17 protein-coding genes are annotated in these 16,466 nt (G+C 55.1%); all 17 read right to left on the bottom strand.

All coding sequences use genetic code 11. The features are described 5' to 3' along the window. The coding region (locus tag Q0526_RS03800; RefSeq protein WP_298731028.1) for an MATE family efflux transporter at positions 1-255 on the bottom strand (255 nt) is incomplete at its 3' end. A 129-nt stretch (positions 256-384) separates the two neighbouring features. After that, complete coding sequence (locus Q0526_RS03795) at positions 385-1,527, bottom strand: ROK family protein (RefSeq protein ID WP_298731026.1); 1,143 nt, start codon at positions 1,525-1,527, stop codon at positions 385-387. A gap of 141 nt (positions 1,528-1,668) precedes the next feature. After that, positions 1,669-2,628, bottom strand: coding sequence for a BadF/BadG/BcrA/BcrD ATPase family protein (locus Q0526_RS03790; RefSeq protein ID WP_298731024.1), 960 nt, complete (start codon positions 2,626-2,628; stop codon positions 1,669-1,671). A gap of 18 nt (positions 2,629-2,646) precedes the next feature. Next, positions 2,647-3,744 carry a hypothetical protein gene (locus tag Q0526_RS03785; protein ID WP_298731023.1) on the bottom strand — a complete coding sequence of 366 codons (1,098 nt, stop codon included), beginning with the start codon at positions 3,742-3,744 and terminating at the stop codon, positions 2,647-2,649. A gap of 22 nt (positions 3,745-3,766) precedes the next feature. Next, positions 3,767-5,521: a glycoside hydrolase family 9 protein gene (locus tag Q0526_RS03780; protein ID WP_298731022.1), complete on the bottom strand. Its 1,755-nt coding sequence runs from the start codon at positions 5,519-5,521 to the stop codon at positions 3,767-3,769. Positions 5,522-5,559: 38 nt separating this feature from the next. Further along, a complete protein-coding gene (locus Q0526_RS03775) occupies positions 5,560-6,426 on the bottom strand; it encodes a carbohydrate ABC transporter permease (protein WP_298731020.1) in 867 nt (288 codons plus the stop codon). A gap of 14 nt (positions 6,427-6,440) precedes the next feature. Then, positions 6,441-7,307 (bottom strand): sugar ABC transporter permease, encoded by an 867-nt coding sequence (locus Q0526_RS03770; protein ID WP_298731018.1) that lies wholly within the window; start codon positions 7,305-7,307, stop codon positions 6,441-6,443. A 117-nt stretch (positions 7,308-7,424) separates the two neighbouring features. Further along, a complete protein-coding gene (locus Q0526_RS03765) occupies positions 7,425-8,735 on the bottom strand; it encodes an extracellular solute-binding protein (RefSeq protein ID WP_298731016.1) in 1,311 nt (436 codons plus the stop codon). Between the two features lie 36 nt (positions 8,736-8,771). Next, on the bottom strand, positions 8,772-9,953 hold the full coding sequence (locus Q0526_RS03760; protein ID WP_298731014.1) for an MFS transporter: 1,182 nt from the start codon (positions 9,951-9,953) through the stop codon (positions 8,772-8,774). Between the two features lie 399 nt (positions 9,954-10,352). After that, the gene (locus tag Q0526_RS03755) at positions 10,353-11,792 is read right to left on the bottom strand and encodes an HAD family hydrolase (protein ID WP_298731012.1); all 1,440 of its coding nucleotides are present in this window, start codon (positions 11,790-11,792) and stop codon (positions 10,353-10,355) included. A gap of 45 nt (positions 11,793-11,837) precedes the next feature. Then, the gene (locus Q0526_RS03750; protein WP_298731010.1) at positions 11,838-12,590 is read right to left on the bottom strand and encodes a GntR family transcriptional regulator; all 753 of its coding nucleotides are present in this window, start codon (positions 12,588-12,590) and stop codon (positions 11,838-11,840) included. A 26-nt stretch (positions 12,591-12,616) separates the two neighbouring features. Continuing rightward, complete coding sequence (locus Q0526_RS03745; protein WP_298731008.1) at positions 12,617-13,468, bottom strand: PfkB family carbohydrate kinase; 852 nt, start codon at positions 13,466-13,468, stop codon at positions 12,617-12,619. A gap of 2 nt (positions 13,469-13,470) precedes the next feature. Next, on the bottom strand, positions 13,471-14,475 hold the full coding sequence (locus tag Q0526_RS03740; RefSeq protein WP_298731005.1) for an SIS domain-containing protein: 1,005 nt from the start codon (positions 14,473-14,475) through the stop codon (positions 13,471-13,473). Positions 14,476-14,797: 322 nt separating this feature from the next. Continuing rightward, entirely contained in the window at positions 14,798-15,199 is a 402-nt protein-coding gene (locus Q0526_RS03735; RefSeq protein ID WP_298731003.1) for a flavodoxin domain-containing protein, read from the bottom strand. Then, positions 15,150-15,377, bottom strand: coding sequence for a hypothetical protein (locus Q0526_RS03730; RefSeq protein WP_298731001.1), 228 nt, complete (start codon positions 15,375-15,377; stop codon positions 15,150-15,152). Before Q0526_RS03730 ends, Q0526_RS03735 begins: the two co-directional genes overlap by 50 nt. Continuing rightward, positions 15,370-15,513 carry a hypothetical protein gene (locus Q0526_RS03725; RefSeq protein ID WP_298730999.1) on the bottom strand — a complete coding sequence of 48 codons (144 nt, stop codon included), beginning with the start codon at positions 15,511-15,513 and terminating at the stop codon, positions 15,370-15,372. The genes Q0526_RS03730 and Q0526_RS03725 overlap by 8 nt, the downstream gene beginning before the upstream one ends. 246 nt (positions 15,514-15,759) lie before the next feature. Then, positions 15,760-16,466: glycosyltransferase (locus Q0526_RS03720; RefSeq protein ID WP_298730997.1), on the bottom strand; the 707-nt coding region annotated here is incomplete at its 5' end.

The raw sequence follows: 16,466 nt of genomic DNA, 5'->3' as shown, positions 1-16,466 counted from the left end.
GCTGCCGATGGCTTCCCCTACTGTGACGGTCGTACCCATGGAAAGCCCTGTGACCAGCATCGTGAAGGTCGAAAGCAGCATACCACCTGTGGACACGCCCGAAACATCGGCAGTGGAGGCAAACTGCCCCACCACCAGCAGGTCAACACCGCCATAGAGCGCCTGCAAAAACAATGTGAATAAAATCGGCAGTGAAAACCTTGCCAGGCTTTGAAAAATACTGCCGGTAGTAAGTGAACGGGACGATACGGACATAGCAAAGCTCCCTTCTTTTTTCTTTCTTGCCGGGCACTAAAAAAGCCGGAGATGGGACCGGTTTTTCCGGTGCCTTCTCCGGCTTCCCTGGTGTAAGTAAGGATGCCCTCCGGCTGCACTGGGATCGTTTTATCCCTGTAGTTCACTTAGGATCGTACCTTCAAATACAGCGTTCGCTGCACCGATCAGGGTACAGTGTGCCGAAACGGGTCTGGAGATCGTAACGCTGCGTTTCCGATATGCCAGCAGCCGGTTCACTTCCCTCTCTGTGCAGGCGGCCAATCCCGGCAGACGATTCGGGATCGCGCCGGACATTACAAACTGGTCCATATCGAACAGAAAACTGAAATTGTAAACGGCTGTAACCAGCGCCGGCAGTAAAAATTCTACCATCTGGTCCTGTGTATCCTGCGGCAGCACTGTATCATCCAACAGATTGATCCCAAAGGCTTTTTCCAGCGCTTGCAGATTGATACGGGTCTCCAATGGCTCGATCTGTGTTTGCAGCGGACCTTTGAGGTCAAACGCCCCCAGATGTGTGTTGCCTATCTCGCCCGCACGCCCATGACCGCCGAGCCATATAGCCCCGTTGTTCATGATCCCGGCGCCGAAGCCCGTTCCGAGCGTGAGGTAGCAAAGGTTCATTTTTTCACCTGCGCCGCCTCGCAAAGACGCTTCCCCCAGGCAAGCCAGATTCACATCGTTGCCGTAAAACGCTTGCAACTGCAGGGCCTGCAGCAAATCGCCAAACAGGTCTTTCAACGGGACGACGACCTCCTGCCGGTCATAATACAGCGCGACCGTTTCGGCATTATTGTCAATGTCGGCAGGCATACCGATCCCCACGCCCAGCACATGGCAAGGGGATTTTTCTACGACCGCCTGCAGCATGGGCGCCAGTTGCGCATAATTTTCCGTCTGATGAAAACAGTCGAACGCGTGCTGCTCGTACTGCAACAACTGCCCGGCCAGGTCTACGAGCCCCACTTCCAATACGCGGCCTTCAAAGTTCAGGGCCAGCGCAGCGTAAGCCGACGGATTAAACCGAAGGCTCCGCCGGCGGCGTCCCGGTCTGCCGACCGGTTCCTCGCTCCCGATTTCGGTCACGATCCCGCGGGAGATGAGGAAATCCACCGCTTTGCTTGCCGTGGGGAAACTCATCCTTGTCCGCTGCACGATCTCGGCACGCGAAAGCTCCGGATCGCGCAAAAACAGGTCGAACACAGTTTTCCGGTTTTTGGCCTTCAGATATTCCGGTACATAGGATGTCATGAAACGGCCTCCCATCAATCTGCTTGTATAAATTCAGGCAGCGGAAATCATTTGTTTTTATCAATTTCTATTGTACCAAGAATTTGACCAAATTCCAACCGGTCCCTGCATTTTTTCCTGCACAATCTTCGATCATTTCGTTCAAGAAACAGCCTGCGCCGTACCTTTTTCTGCATTCAGGCGCTCCAGCGCCAGTTGGACCGCCCCCTCGGTGGCCGAACGGGCAGGGCGCACGACCGGGGACCCCGGAAAGCGCTTAGCTGCCAGCGCACAGAATTCATCGCACAGAACCGGCGATTTCAGAATGTTGCTCCCCCAGATTCCCAGCGGGAAACCCGGTTCATTTTCATCCAGGTGCAGTGCCGTTGCCACATCTTCCGCGATGGTCAGCATAAGCGCCGCAGCCTCTTTGAGAATGGCCACCGCGTCCGGGTCCCCGGCCGCAGCCGCTTCATTCACCAATTTACCCAGCTCCGGCGGTTTCCAGGGCGGGTCCGCCATGCGAACGGCAATGTCATTGAGGTCCTCCCGCGTGTGAACGGAAAGTTCCTTGCGCAGACTGCGGATCAAAACGCCCTCCGCAGCGGCGCCGTCGAGCCAGCGGCCCAGTTGACGCAACGCACGCTTGCTGACCCAGCTGCCCGAGCCTTCGTCCCCCAGGATCGTGCAAAACCATCCACCGGCCCGGGCCGTGTGCCCCAGGCGATCCCGACCGAACCCAATGGACCCGGTCCCGGAGATCACCAGCACACCGCTTCCGCCCGTTACCGTATAGTGAGCCAGTTCTGCATCATTCATGATACACTGCGGGCAATTCAACCCCGGGATCTGCCCGTAGAGATTGCGCAGGTATTCGCCGTCCTGGTCGCTGTCCAGTCCTGTGGTGCCCACCACGAGATACCGGCAGTCCTCCCGCCGGCCGCCAAACTGAGCCAGGCAGGCGTCCAGCGACTGATTGACGATCTGCTTGATCTCCTTTTCCGGCACACAGTAATGGTTGGCCGGTCGGCCGGTATAACTGCCCAGAACATTCCCCTGGCAGTCCCCCGCCATGATGCGGAAGTTCGTGCCGCCGGAGTCAATTCCCAGTACATAATCCATAACGTACCTCCGGGTCATTCAATGTGCACCGGGCTGAACATACTCCGTCTCGCCATCGGCGCCCTTGAACTTGATGTTCAGCAACAGGTCCAGCTTATGGAAGGTTGCAAAGCTGGCATTTTCGATACCCAGTTCGGCCGGCACCGCCGCACTGATCACCTGCATCGGCAGGATATATTCAAACGGCTGGGTGTACCACTGGCCAGTCACCTGCAAGCCACAGTCCCGGCCGTCCGCAGGCGTTCCCTGCCCCAGCGTATAGACATGGGGGCACACGCTGCGGTGATAGGCCATCAGATCCAGCATCCGGCGGCGATCCGGGTCGCCTTCCGGCGGCAGCAGATAGAAGCCCGCCACTTCCGGCTTGATCGAACTGGTGGGGCCATGGAGGAATTCCTCAAAATCAAAGGCCGCGGTAGGGATCAGCAGGGTCTCCTGCATTTTGAGCGCCCCTTCCTGGGCGATACGCAGCGCCTGACCTTTACCGACCAGGTACGCCACCTTGAGCCCGCGCTGGGCTTCATCGTTGGCTTTCTGCCAGGCAACGGTCGCTTCCACATTGGCAGCCATCGCACGGCCTGCCGCTGTAAGCGTTTCGATATAGTTCTCGTAATCCTTTGCGGCCAGGCGTCCGGTGGCTTTCGCCGCTTCCAGCGCCAGCAGATAAAGTCCCAGGATCGTCATCGTATAGCCCTTGGTCTTGGGGCCGACGGTTTCGGGGCCGCAGGGGATCTCGGCATAGTGCTGGCACAGGTCGCAAATACGGCCCCGATCCCCGGTCATGGCCAGCGCGGGAATGTCGGCAAATCGTTCCATAGCCGCAATAGTGTTGGTGGAGTTTCCTCCCTGGGAGACATAGATCATCAGCGGGCGCTGACCATACACCGCATACAGACGGGAAGGCGCGCTGACCGTCACATCCATTCCCAGTACCTGAGACATAAACGGGGCCGCCGTAGCCGATGCATTGCGAGAAGTTCCGCTTGCCACTATGTACAGGCGGTCCGGGTCCACAGCACGGAACAGTTCCACAAAGGGAGCCGCCAGGGCCGTACGCCCCGCCATCGCTTTGGCAAACACCTCCGGCTGTTCACGGATATAATCCATCATATTCATTGTGATACTCTCCTTCACTTGATCATTCAAATTTCAGTGCCATGGCATAGAGATACCAGCTGGCATGCGGGATCCACTGTTCAGCCCATCGCCAGTTGTCATTGACTTCTTCCGTAGGCTGTGTAACGAATTCGATCCCGTCCTCGTCATGCAGGCCACTGGTGATCCCGTTGCAGATACCGCCGGGGCAGTTCAGGAAATCGTACCGTCCCAGGTAGAAGTACTGGATGTTGTGGTAGCCATATCCTTCGATCATGCAGGAATCGAAGGGATTGCAGCCCATGATCCAATCCAACGTATCCTGTGCCATTCTGCGGCAACGGGCCGCCAGCACCTTATCCCGGGTCGTACGGCCGAGCATGGCCGCCGCAGCGGACAACGATCCGAGTCTGGCGTTATCGCCCTGCCACCAGGGCGCGGCCGTGCTCTGGTGGGAGAAGAAGAACTTGGCGTGGATGGTGTCGCCATCCAGACACTCCATTCGCGGATACCCAAAGGGATTGGGCACGCTGTCCGTCAGTTGCAGCTGGTAACGGAATATCTCTTCCGCCAGCACACGGGCTGCTTCCGCCTCACCGGCATTGGGTTCTACCTGCGCATATTGCAGCAGTGCAATCAGCGGCATTCCTTCGTCAGCCGCCGAATAGAACGGTCTGCCAGGGGCCATCTCCAGGCGCCGCATCTGCGGTCCTGCCGGCACTGCGCGCGCCTGAATACGGGAAACCATATCCCGGGCAGCGGTAAGATACTCATACTCGCCGGTCGTACGCCAAAGTTCGGTAACGGCAATCAAGGCACAGTATTCATCCACCAGGTTCCACTGACCGTCGTTGGTATACGCCTCGTTATGGCGGGACAGGTGCGCCCAGGCTTCTTTGGCAGCCAGAATATACTCCTGTTGCGTATGTTCCGCTCCGAGATAGAAAAAGCGCCCTGCCGCGGCCAGCGCCGCAATGGCCAGCCCGCCGCCACAGCGCAGGCTGCATTCGTAATTTTCATCCGTTACCGTTTCTCTGTCGGCCGTAGCTGCCGTATCGCTGAACTGATCGCTGCTGCCTTTATATTCGAACCCCAGGGTACGGGTCCCGTGAACCGCGTCCAGCGCTTTGGCTCGGCTGATCGTACGGTAGAAACTGCCCGAAGGCGCCCGCATCCGCAGCAGGAAATCCGCTCCCCAGAACCCCTCATCCAGTGCCCGGCGCTTGACCATCGTATATTCTTCGTTGCCGCTGGCAGCAAGGAACTCGTGAACTTTAAAGAAGGTATAGGCGCTGAAGGGGACCTGCTGAGGATTGTGCCAGGTGCTGTGGGACAGGTGCGACAGATGGATGCCATAATCGCCCGTGGCGTCATACCAGCCACCGTGGGCATCCACGATGCCTTCCCGCGGACCGCGGAAGTGCAGGGTACGATCGGCAGCCAGCCACTCGCCACTATCGCGCTGCGCCTTGAAGTAGTAGCCTACGGCGCTGATCATCCGCATCGTCAGCACCTTGGCGCTGATCTCAAAGGGATGGGAACGAACACAACCGGACGAACCTTCTGCTTCGACGTAATATTCGCCTTCCACCGTATAATCGGAAAAATCAACCGTCCAGAATTCGCCCTGGTTCCAGTGGGCCACCTCGCCCACCGCTTCCGGCAGCAACGAGCGGCACACCCGCCCGGCAGCATCCACCAGCCGGCAGGCCTGCGGAGCCTCACCGGCTGCGCACTGGATTACAGCTTTCTTGGGGCCATGGGCGCTGTAGCCCATGTGATTGGTCAGGATCTTCATGGGAATTCTCCTTATATAGATAATGGTTGGGATCGGGCTCAACCTTTGACCGCACCGGCAGTCAGGCCGGAAACGACCTGCTCCTGCGCTACGATGTAGAGCAAAATCAGCGGCAGCATCGTGACGACTACCGCAGCCATCATAGCGCCGTAGTCCGTGCCGAACATATTGCTTACCATGGACAGGATCACACAGATCGGCTGTTTGCTGCGTTCAGAGATATAGACCAGCGAAGTAAACAGATCGTTGTAGCTCCACACAAATACCATGATAGCTACTGTAGCGATGATGGACCGGCACAGCGGCAGGCTGATACGGAAGAATACAGTCGGTACGCTGGCACCGTCTATAATGGCAGCTTCGTCCAATTCCTGCGGAAGCGACTGCATGAAGCCGGTCATCATAATGGTGGAGAAGCACAGGTTGCCCGCCGTCTGGGGCAGAATGGCAGCCAGCCAGTTGCCTTTGGCAAAGCTCAGATGGCTGATGGTGACGAAGTTCGGAATAACGGTAGCAAAGCTGGGGACCAGCAGACACGCCGTTAATATCGCCATGATGATGGTCGATGCGCGCACCTTCAGCCGTCCCAGAGCAAAGGACGCCATACTGGCACAGATAACGACCAGAAGCACCACCGAGCCGGAAATGATGAAGCTGTTGAGGAAAGCGCGGGGAATGTTGACATCGGGATAGTTGACAAGGGTAACGTAGTTGCTCAGATCCAGCGAAGTGGGCAGCGAAAGACTGCTGCGCAGGATCTCGTCCGACGACTTGAAGGAATTGAGCAATACCCAAACCAGCGGAACAATGGTCGTGGCAGCCCAAGCAATCAACAGTGCCCATTTAAAAAAGGTTACCACCCATTGCAGCGGGGTTTTATGGTATCGAATCTGCGTGTTGTTCATGGTGGGCCTCCTTTTCAGTTGTCCCGCGGGGGTTCCGTCACGCGGCGCAGTACCACCGTGACCAGGATGCCCAACAGAATCATCAGTACTGCAATGGCCGAGGCATAACCGCCATTGTATTTTTCAAATGCCATACTGTACATGTAGGTACTGAGCAGCTGGCTGGAGTTCATCGGCCCGCCGTTGGTAATGACATAGACCATATCGAACACCTTGAAGCAGCCCGAAATGACCAGTACTACTGCCGAAGCCAACACATCCCGCATCATGGGGATCGTGATATAAACAGCCTTCTGCCAGGGACGGATACCATCCAGTTCGGCCGATTCGTAAATATCGGGGGAAATTTTGGACATACCCGTAAGGAAGATCACGAAATAGAACCCTACATACTGCCACATGACCGGAATGGAAACAAGGAATATCGAGGTATCTTCATTGAGCCAGACCTGCTTTTCCTTGCCGAAAAGTTCCAGGACAATATTGAGCAGACCATATTCATAGCCGTAAATCAGTTTGAACATCAAACCGATGGCAGTGGCCGAGATCAGGATCGGAATGAAATAGGTCGTGCGCAGGATTTTGAACATCTTCTTGGTGCTGGCTACCAGCAGCGCCAGCAGCAATGCTACACCGATTTGGAAGATGAACACGCCCACCATCATGATAAAGGTATTGCGTATGGCGATCCCGATCACCGGATCTTCCAGCAAACGCTGATAGTTATCTAAACCAATGAAGGTTTGCTTGACCGAAAAGTTCCGCCAGGATGTCAGGCTGTAATAGAAGGTGCGGAACAACGGGTAAAGCAGGAACACGACAATAAAGGCCGACGCGGGAAGGATAAATAAAGTAAACCACTTTTTGCTTTTGAGGACCATAGGGGGTCAGGTTCCCTCCTTTCTAAAAAAGGCCCCGAACACCGGCAGCAGGCCAGCGTTCGGGGTTCCTGCCGGGGAAGCGCTTATGCCTTACCGCCGTGAACGGCGGCGCAGCGATCAGATAGCGCTGTCATTGATCGATTTGGCTTCTGCCAGCAAGTCTTCCGGGGTACGCTCCCCTTCTACGATATACTGGATACCGGGTTCCGTCAGGACAGCCCACGCTTCGCGGGTGACCTGGCTGTCGATAGCCGGGCGAGTACTTTCAGCCGTTTCCAGCATCTCCAGCGCACTCTTTTCCAGCGGAGTCACGCCTTCGGGCGTCTCGCAATCGATGGCCGGGCTGCCGCCCATGGCAATAAAGCGGGTCATCACTTCGGGGCTGGTGAGGTACTTGAGGAAGTTCAGGGTCAGGTCATCCCGTTCCGCAGCTTCCTTGCTCATATACCAGCCGCTGCCATAACCAGACAGCGCCACGTTGGAACCGCCAACGCCATCCGGCAGTGTCGGCATCGAGATAATGCGCATATTCTCGTTGTCTTTCAGAGCCGAGACACACCAGCTGCCGTTGATCATCATGGCAGCCTTTTCGTCCTGGAACAGTACGCGGACATCGTCCTCGCTCATGGTCATCGCGTCAGCCGGGAAAGCCCCTGCGTCGTACAGATCCTTGATACGGTAAAGCGCCGGAGCCCAGGACTCGTCAAAGTAGTTCTGCTGGCCTTCCGCACCTACCTGAGAGAGGATGAACGCCTCGGTAATGTAGGAGGCCTTGGGCAGCGGCGCGGCGAAAGCCGCGATCCCATTTTCTTTGAAGGTTTCGACACTATTGATGATGTTTTCCCAAGTCGTGGGTTCGGGCAGGCCAAACTTGTCAAAGAGTCCCTTGTTGTAGAACAGACCTTCATAGAAGCCGATGTAGGGGATGCAGTACTGTACGCCGTCCTGTTGGCCCGCCGCCAGCGCATCCGGTTTGATGTGGCTGGCCCATTCGGGATCAGCTTCCAGATAGGTGTTCAGGTCCACAAACAGGCCGGAATCCGACAGGGTCGTCATATCGGCGCCATTGTAGAACAGGACCAGGTCCGCCGGAGTACCGGCCGCCACATCAGCCTGCACTTTGGTGCGGAACAAGTCGTTGGCGCCGGCCGTAGGCTGGCTTTCATCGATGATGGTCACGCCGGGGTTTGCGGCCATGTAATCCGCCACAACTTCTTTCCAGACCGGCGCCCATTGGTCCGACCCCGCGAAGAAGGTCACCACGCGGATCTCGCCGCCCTCAGACGAACCGGCTGCAGAGCTTTCACCCGTCGCGGAATCGCCCCCTGCCGCCGCGGAAGACGAGGTACCGCCCCCGCAGCCAGCCAGCATGCCGACTGCCAATGCACCAGCAGACAACAGCGCCAAAGCTCGTTTTGCGTTTTTCATAAATCTTTTCCTCCTTTAGTTTATGGGTATAAATATTTAGTGGGAGTGTGAACTCCCCGCCAGAGACGGATTGGATGCGCTCCACCGCGCAAAGACGGCAACGGCAATCGCCATTACCACAGCATTCACAAGCATTACCGGCCCAACGCCCAACAGGTCACTGGCCACGCCGCCCACCACGCCGAACAGGATCTTCGAGACCACATTGCTGATAATGGCGTTAAGGGTCTGGCCGGTCGCGCGCATCTCACGGGGGACCGTGCGCGCTATGTAGGTCACCAGGCAATAGTTGAAGCCCGTGTAACCAATACCGTGAAGCAGGTTGACCGGGATGACCAGGATCGGATCGCGCAGCAGGAAAAGCAACCCCCAGCGCACTACCGTAACGCACCCGGCCATGATCAGCGTACCCCGCACGCCGATCTTTTTGATGATCCGATGGATGAAGAACAGCATCGGGATCTCGGATATCGAACAGGCAAACATCATCATTCCCACACGGGAACTGTCGCCGCCGATCGAAGTATAATAAATCGGGTAAAAGTTATAGAAGAAGTTCAAGCCGCTGCTGAACACAAGATTGATGAGGATGAGCCCGATCAGGTTTTTATTCTGCAGCAGCGCCCGGTAACCACCCCGTCCACTGCTTTTCCCGCGGTAGCCACGTACTTTTGGCAGCCCGCGGCAAACCAGCAGGCAAGCCATCATACACAGCGCTACCATCCAGAAAATCGCGCGGTAGCTGTCCTGCAAAAGCAACCCGATGAACAATACCGTAATGCTGTAGCCAATGGTACCGCCCATACGGATCTGGCCATCCCAGCGGCTTTTTTCCAGGCATTCCAGCGTGTAGTTATCCTGTAGCGGCACAATGGGATTGATAAACGCGGAGAACAGTGTGACCGCCAAAAGCAGGAACCAGAAGTCTGTGCTCAGGTAAAACAGTAAGCTGGAGACCGCCATAAAAGCGTAAAGCAGCAAGAGCACCCGGTTCTTGGTCCGGGCCCGGTCGCTGAGGATGCCCCAGCCCAACTGAGCCGCCAGCAATACCGCCGTGGAAACGGAAACTGTCATGCCGATCTGTGTATCGCTCAATCCTACGGAAGACAGATACAAGTTCAGGTAGGTGTTGTAGATAGCCTGCCCCGCATAGAACAGCACATACAGCAAAAACAACCGCCGGGGAAATTCGTCCTCCTTCCAACCTGTCTGGTCCATACCATCCCCCCTTGTTCGTTCCGCTGCCGTCTGTAGCGGCATGGCAAAGGTTAATTATATTCTAAAGTTTCTTAAATAATTATCTTGACCATAGGATACTCTCTTTTGCTCCCTCCGTCAATACGCACTTTAGCCGAATTTCCGCGCCCCTTTTTGTTCTTTTCCACAAAAGTTTTCTTCAGCAATCGCAAAATATATGAAGAATGCACCCGCCCTGTCTTTCTTCCCGCTTTCCATCAGGCAATCGGCTCGGTCATCCATTCTTGCCCTATAATGCAGAAATCCTCCTTGATGCAGTTGCATTCCTGCACCAAAGAGGATCTCTTTATCATTTGTCGGCTTTGTTTTCAGAAAAATGTTTCGTTCCTCTGTACTCCGGCTTCGCCACTTCAGAGACGGCTATCGTTCTTCTATCAGCTGGAAATGGTGTAAAGCTTCCACCACGCCCCCCTGCTCGACCGTACCCGTTACATAGTCGGCGCAGTCACGTACCTGCGGCAACGCGTTGCCCATAGCAACTCCGATCCCCGCAAGGCGCAGCATTTCCAAATCATTCTCGGCGTCTCCAAAAGCGATCGTTTCTTCCGGGGAAATTCCCATGGCTGTACACAATGCACGAATGCCATTCTGTTTGCCGCCCTCCCTGCTGATCAGATCCACTGCAAAAGGCGACCAACGCTTGATCTGGCAATTGGGCATTCGGGCCAACAGTTCTGCCTCCTCCTCGGGGGCAATATACGGAATCGCCTGATCGATTTTTCTGGTTTCCAGGTCATCGATCCCCCGTACCTTCGGGACAGCGGTCCCCACCTGCTCCTGACCGCGCTCCATCCGCGCATCCACCCGGTTGGCATACATGCAGTTTTTTTCCAAAAATATACAACTTTTTCCCCGTTGCTGCAAAAATCGCCGCAGTTCCCGCAGATCACCGGCTGGGATCCAGTTTTCCTGCACAGTATGCCCCTGCCATTCGCAAAGTTGGCCATTCATATAGGCCGCGCCATCCCAAGTGAGGCCGGGCAGCAGGTTTTCTTCTTCGATCTCCAGTTTATGTCTGCCGGTGCAGAGCAGTACCGCCACGCCACGGCGGCGCAGCGCCGTCAAAGCTTCCACTATTCCTCCCGGCATGGCATGCGTACCGCTGGCGATCAGTGTACCATCCACATCGAAGAAAGCTGCCCGGATCTTCCGTCCGCCGCATGCTACCAGCGCCGGAATCTCTGTCAGTTGTTCGATATGCAGATGGGCCGCGCGCTGATCAAAAGGGAACCGATCATCACGCAGAGCCGCCACGATGCCCCCGGCTGCCGCGCCCGCCTGTACGCCGTAAGTGGAGTCTTCCACGATCAGGCATTCCTCCGGCTGCCGCCCCAGGCGCCCCATGGTGTACCGATAAATTTCCGGGTCAGGTTTGCTGCGCGTAAAGGATTCACCGCTGACCAGTACATCGAAGGCATCGGTCAAGCGGCATGTTTCCAGCACCCGCTGAATATTGGCCCGGCTGCTGCTGCTTGCCAGCGCGATCTGTAATCCCATGGAACGCAGACGCGCCAGGACCGGATGGACCTGCGGATTCAAAATTTCCGGATAACACACTTGGCAGGAAGTGCTCATGGCATGAAGCTCCTGCGCAAATGCCTCGTCGTTCTCCCGCCGGCAGAGACGTGCCATAAAAGGCATATAATCCTGACTGGCCATCCCTATTGTAGGGTACAGACTTTCCGGCGTGATCCATGGATAGCGAATATGCAGTTGTTCCCACTCATGTCGCAAATAAACCGGCTCACTGTCGATCAGTACGCCGTCCATATCAAAAATAACCGCTCGGATCGGTGTCATCTTCGTCCCCCTTCGGCATAATTTGCGGGTCACCCGCTCCGCATTTTATGGGTTGACTACTTCAAACTCAAATTTTTGTGTCACTCCATCCAGATATTCTTTACTGAGGTCGATCGCGCGGTCGAACTGATCCCGAACTACGTTTTCCACATACAGTACCGGTGAACCTCTGTGCACGGCAAACAGCGAAGCAAATTCCGCCGTAGCCGTCTGTGCCATCAGCGTGCGGCGAGCCCTCACAATTTTAACACGGTAAACATTTTCCAGCACATCATACAGGGAATTTTTCCCAAAATCATATGCATCAATGCCCGGAAAAATAGACTCCGGAATATAGTTTTCTACCAGAACAAAGGGCTTTCCACTGACATAACGGATGCGCACCAGATGATAGCAGCGGTCCTGCCGGGAAAGCTCCAACCTGCCAAACAGGGCCGGTGTATAGCTGACCCAGTCCGCACGCAAAACTTCCGTACGGTGCTCCAGGTGAAGCAGCGTCATCTCTTTCTCAAAACTCATCTGCTGGTTGAGGAAGCGCCCCCGCGTATCCGGCGTACGCACAAAAGTTCCCCTGCCGCGCGTACGCTCTACCACCCCTTCTTCGATCAACGCATTGTAAGCCTGGCGGGCAACCGGACGTGAAATATCAAAGGCTTTACAGAGCGCTTCTTCCGTGGGGAGTTTGGCCCCCGCCGGGAAGCAGCCGCTGGTAATAGCATGCAAAAGCCCCTGCCGCAGCTGTTCGTAAAGAGGCACTGCGCTGTTTTTATCCAGATGCAGTCCATTGAGTTCGATCATTATTTGATTCCCTTCTATTGAATCTGTCACAGGGACGCCCGAACCCCAAACCCGCCTTGTTCCATACAGTTGCGGGCCGATACCTGCTGCCCTGCTGCCAACGCATGCAGCAAAGCCTGTTCCGACATAGGCTGGCCTTTTTCCCATCCTGCTGCATACAGGTCGCACAGGAAGGCCGCAAGGAAGGAGTCCCCAGCCCCCATTGTATCACTTGCCTGCACCATTTGGGTAGCTTTTTTTATGATTTTTCCTTCCACAGACAGCATCTGTCCGGCGGCCCCCATCGTTGCCAGTACATGCACCACCCCGCGGTGATGCAGCGGAGCGCACAGCGCGGCAAATTCCGCCTGCTCCATCTTTTCGCACGAGAACATAGCCAGATCGATCCCGTGGCACACTTCATCGTAGTAGGACGAAGTCCGATACTTGTCCTTTTCCCCAAAGTCATAGGCAAAGACGGCCGGCAGTGCTTCTACCGCACACATCTGTTCCGGCATTTTGGCATTACAACTACTCACAATCAGGTCTGCCGTTCGCAGTTCGCTCCACTCATCCTCGCCGATTTGCAGCGGTCCGACCCAGGTATCGCCCGTGACGATACCAAGGAAGGTCCGCTCCCCTTCGATCACATCATAGCGGCAAACCTTGGTCGTGCGCCCCGGCAATACAGGACAGTGGCTGCTGTCGACCCCGTTATCTGCCAGCGCCCGGATCAGGATCTGCGCCATTTCGTCATCGCCGAACGCGCCCAAATATTCAGCCTGGGCCCCCAGCCGCGCTGCATGGACTGCCACATTGACCGCATTGCCTCCGGGGAAATTTTCGCCGGTATTGTGGTAGGAATCTATGACATTATCACCCAACGCAATCAGTTTCATAATCAATAACTCTCTTTCCTGTAATACCGGCGGATATCCAGCGAATGGCCGGTGATCTGTTCCATATTCTTGCTGATACGCTGCAGCACAGCCGCCATGACGACTGGACTGAGCAGCTTGCGAAATTCATCACTGATACCGGGCAGCTCATAGTCCTTTGTGTCAAAACAGGTAAGTTTTTGGGTATGACGAGCCGCAAAAGATTTGACACGCTCATCCTGCGCACGGGTAGGCCCTTCTGTCAGCAGAAGCGTCGTGCAGACATCGTCCTCCAGCAGCTCCAGCGTACCATGGAAAAACTCCGGGCTGGAAACACTTTTTGTGCGGATCCATTGGCTTTCTTCCAACACACACATGCTATAACTGTATGCAGTAGGCCACAGATCGCCGCTGCCGATCCAAATATTGTAGGGTTCCTTGCAATAGTCCAACGCATAGCGGCGGCATTTTTCATCCGCCTGTTTGCGAACTTCCGCCAACGCCCGCGCCAGCCCCTGCAACTCATCTGCAAAGCGCGGGTAGGCTTCAAAATCTCCGCTGTGATACAGCAACCGGCCAATGAGAAGGTAGAATATCATTTCCTGCGGACGGCCTGCACCATAAACAACGGTGTCATCACAAATCGATTCCAGCGTAGAATCCGCCTGCCCTACCGCCGCAAACAGGCGCACGCCCTGTGCTTTCAGCCAACGGGCCGCTTCCACTGTTTCTGCGGTATTGCCGGATTTGGAAGTCAGGAACGCAACCGTCTTAGGACCGATCCGATTGCAGTCTCCCGTCATCAGATTGGCGGAAAGCACACTTTCTACCGGCAGCCGCGACATATGCCGGATATAAAACGCGAAGGGGTCCAACATTGCCTGGGAGCCGCCGCTGCTGGTAAAGAGCAGCAAATCAAAACCATTCTTCCAAATGGAATCTGCGATGGCCTCGATTTTCGGCCGCTGGTTATAGATCACTGCCCCATTGGCAATAATCTGTTCCTCATTGAAATTGACCATTTGCATATTCACTGCCTCCTTCCTGCCTTTGCTGGTGAGGCAAAGGCAGCCAAATTGTTATTTTGTAATAACAATATATCAAATACGAAAATTCCTGTCAATCCTTCTATGCGCAAGTTTTCAATTTTCTCAGCGTCAGCAAAGTCGTAAACAATAAAAGGATCTGTAAAAAACAAAAATGCTCTGCACGACCGCAGAGCATTTAATAAAATAAAGTATCCGTCACAAAGTAAAATATTGCTGCCTAAAACGCTGCCACAGATCTGCTTCTATAAGAAACAGCTTTCTGCAAAGTTTTCCCCACATAGCATCTGACTTCCCTATCGACTCAATTGAACATCGCATCCGCCAGTTTTTGGATCTCTTCCCCATCGATGTGCGGTTCGCGAAACCCGTCCCGGAAGCCCTCCATCTTTTTCAGCGATTCGAACAGCCTGCGGTACACCACGTTCATTTTTTCGTAGCGCATCTCCCCGCCCACGGCCGCCGCATAGGCGGCATGGTCCAGCAGTTCGCGCGGGAACAGCGTTTCCAGGAAGCCCGCGGTCTCTTTCGGGGTATAGCAGCACACAAAGAGCCCCAGACGCTTTTTCAGAAGTTCCCCGCGGTGCCGCCGGCAAAAGCGGCTGACTTCCGGGCGGATCTTGCCCATATAAACGGAACCGCCAACGATCACCGCATCATAGCCCTGCAAAGGGCCGCGCGCCGCCTTTGCGTTTTGCAGGCGCACGTTCCCCGGCAGGCGCTCCTGCAAAAGTTCCGCGCATTTTTGGGTGCAGCCGTATCAGGTGCCGTACACGATGAATGTTGAAAAGCCACTTTTTGAGCATAACCTGACTAACAGAAGAAGGGAATCCCCCTGCCAATGAAACTAAAGCATAGGGCAAAACATTGGCAAACTCATTCATCTGTATCCACCTCCTTTTCTGCTTTTCTTTTGGAGAATGCGTAAAGTACCACACCAAACGCAATAACCGTCGCACCAATACATTTCTGTACAGTTATCTGCTCATTAAAAACAACACCCACCATACCATTTCCCACACTACTGCGACCGCCTTATTCGCATAAGACAACGTCAGAGGCAAACGCTTGATAACTTGCTGCTACACCAAAGCGTAGACTCTCAGTAGCACCAGCTCCCATACCATAAAATAGGCCGAACCGATAACTAAGGAAGTTTTTCCCTGCCAACTTTGAGCAAACAGGTGACAAACTAAAATCATCACTAACTCATGTAGCAACACATACGTTTTAACTTTGCCGCCTCCCCCTCACCGGCACCTCCTTTTATTCAAAATTTAGCCGTTCTTCTTCCACCACAAGTGGACGATTCATAATACGCGCATTCATGTTCATGATATATTCGCCCAGCAGACCGATGAAGAACAACTGAACACCGCCCATGAAGAATACGCCGATGAGCAGCGGCGCAGTGCCGGCGATAAACCGGTCCCACCAAATCAGCTTCATCACAAAGTAGACCAGAGCCAGCAGGAAGTTGATGCCGGAAATGGCAAAGCCCGCAAAGGTGGCAATGCGCAGCCCCACCTTGGTGTAGCTAGTGAAGGAGAGCATGGCGGCGTCGTACAGGCTGTACCAGTTGTTGTGGGTTTTGCCCGCCCGGCGCTGGGGCTGCTGGTATTCTATCTCCTTACGCTGAGGGCCCAGCTCGGCCACGATACCTCGGATGAAGGGGGTGGGGTCTTTCAGATCCCGCAGCGTCTGGACAAAGCTCTTGTCATATAATCCAAAACCGGTAAAGTGCTCGATCTGCTCCACACTACTCATCTTTTTGATGGCCTTGTAGTAGCAGCTGCGCAGGAAATACATGATCTTGCTTTCCTTGCTGCTGGTCTTGATGCCACAGACAATCTTATAACCCTTTTCCCATTCCGAAACAAACACAGGAATCAGTTCCACGGGATCCTGGAAGTCGGCGCAAATGGTGATGGTACAGTCGCCGCTGGTCTGCAGAATGCCGTAATAAGGGCTGT

Source organism: uncultured Subdoligranulum sp. (genome assembly GCF_937890665.1).
This window is presented reverse-complemented; position numbering and strand designations above follow the sequence as displayed.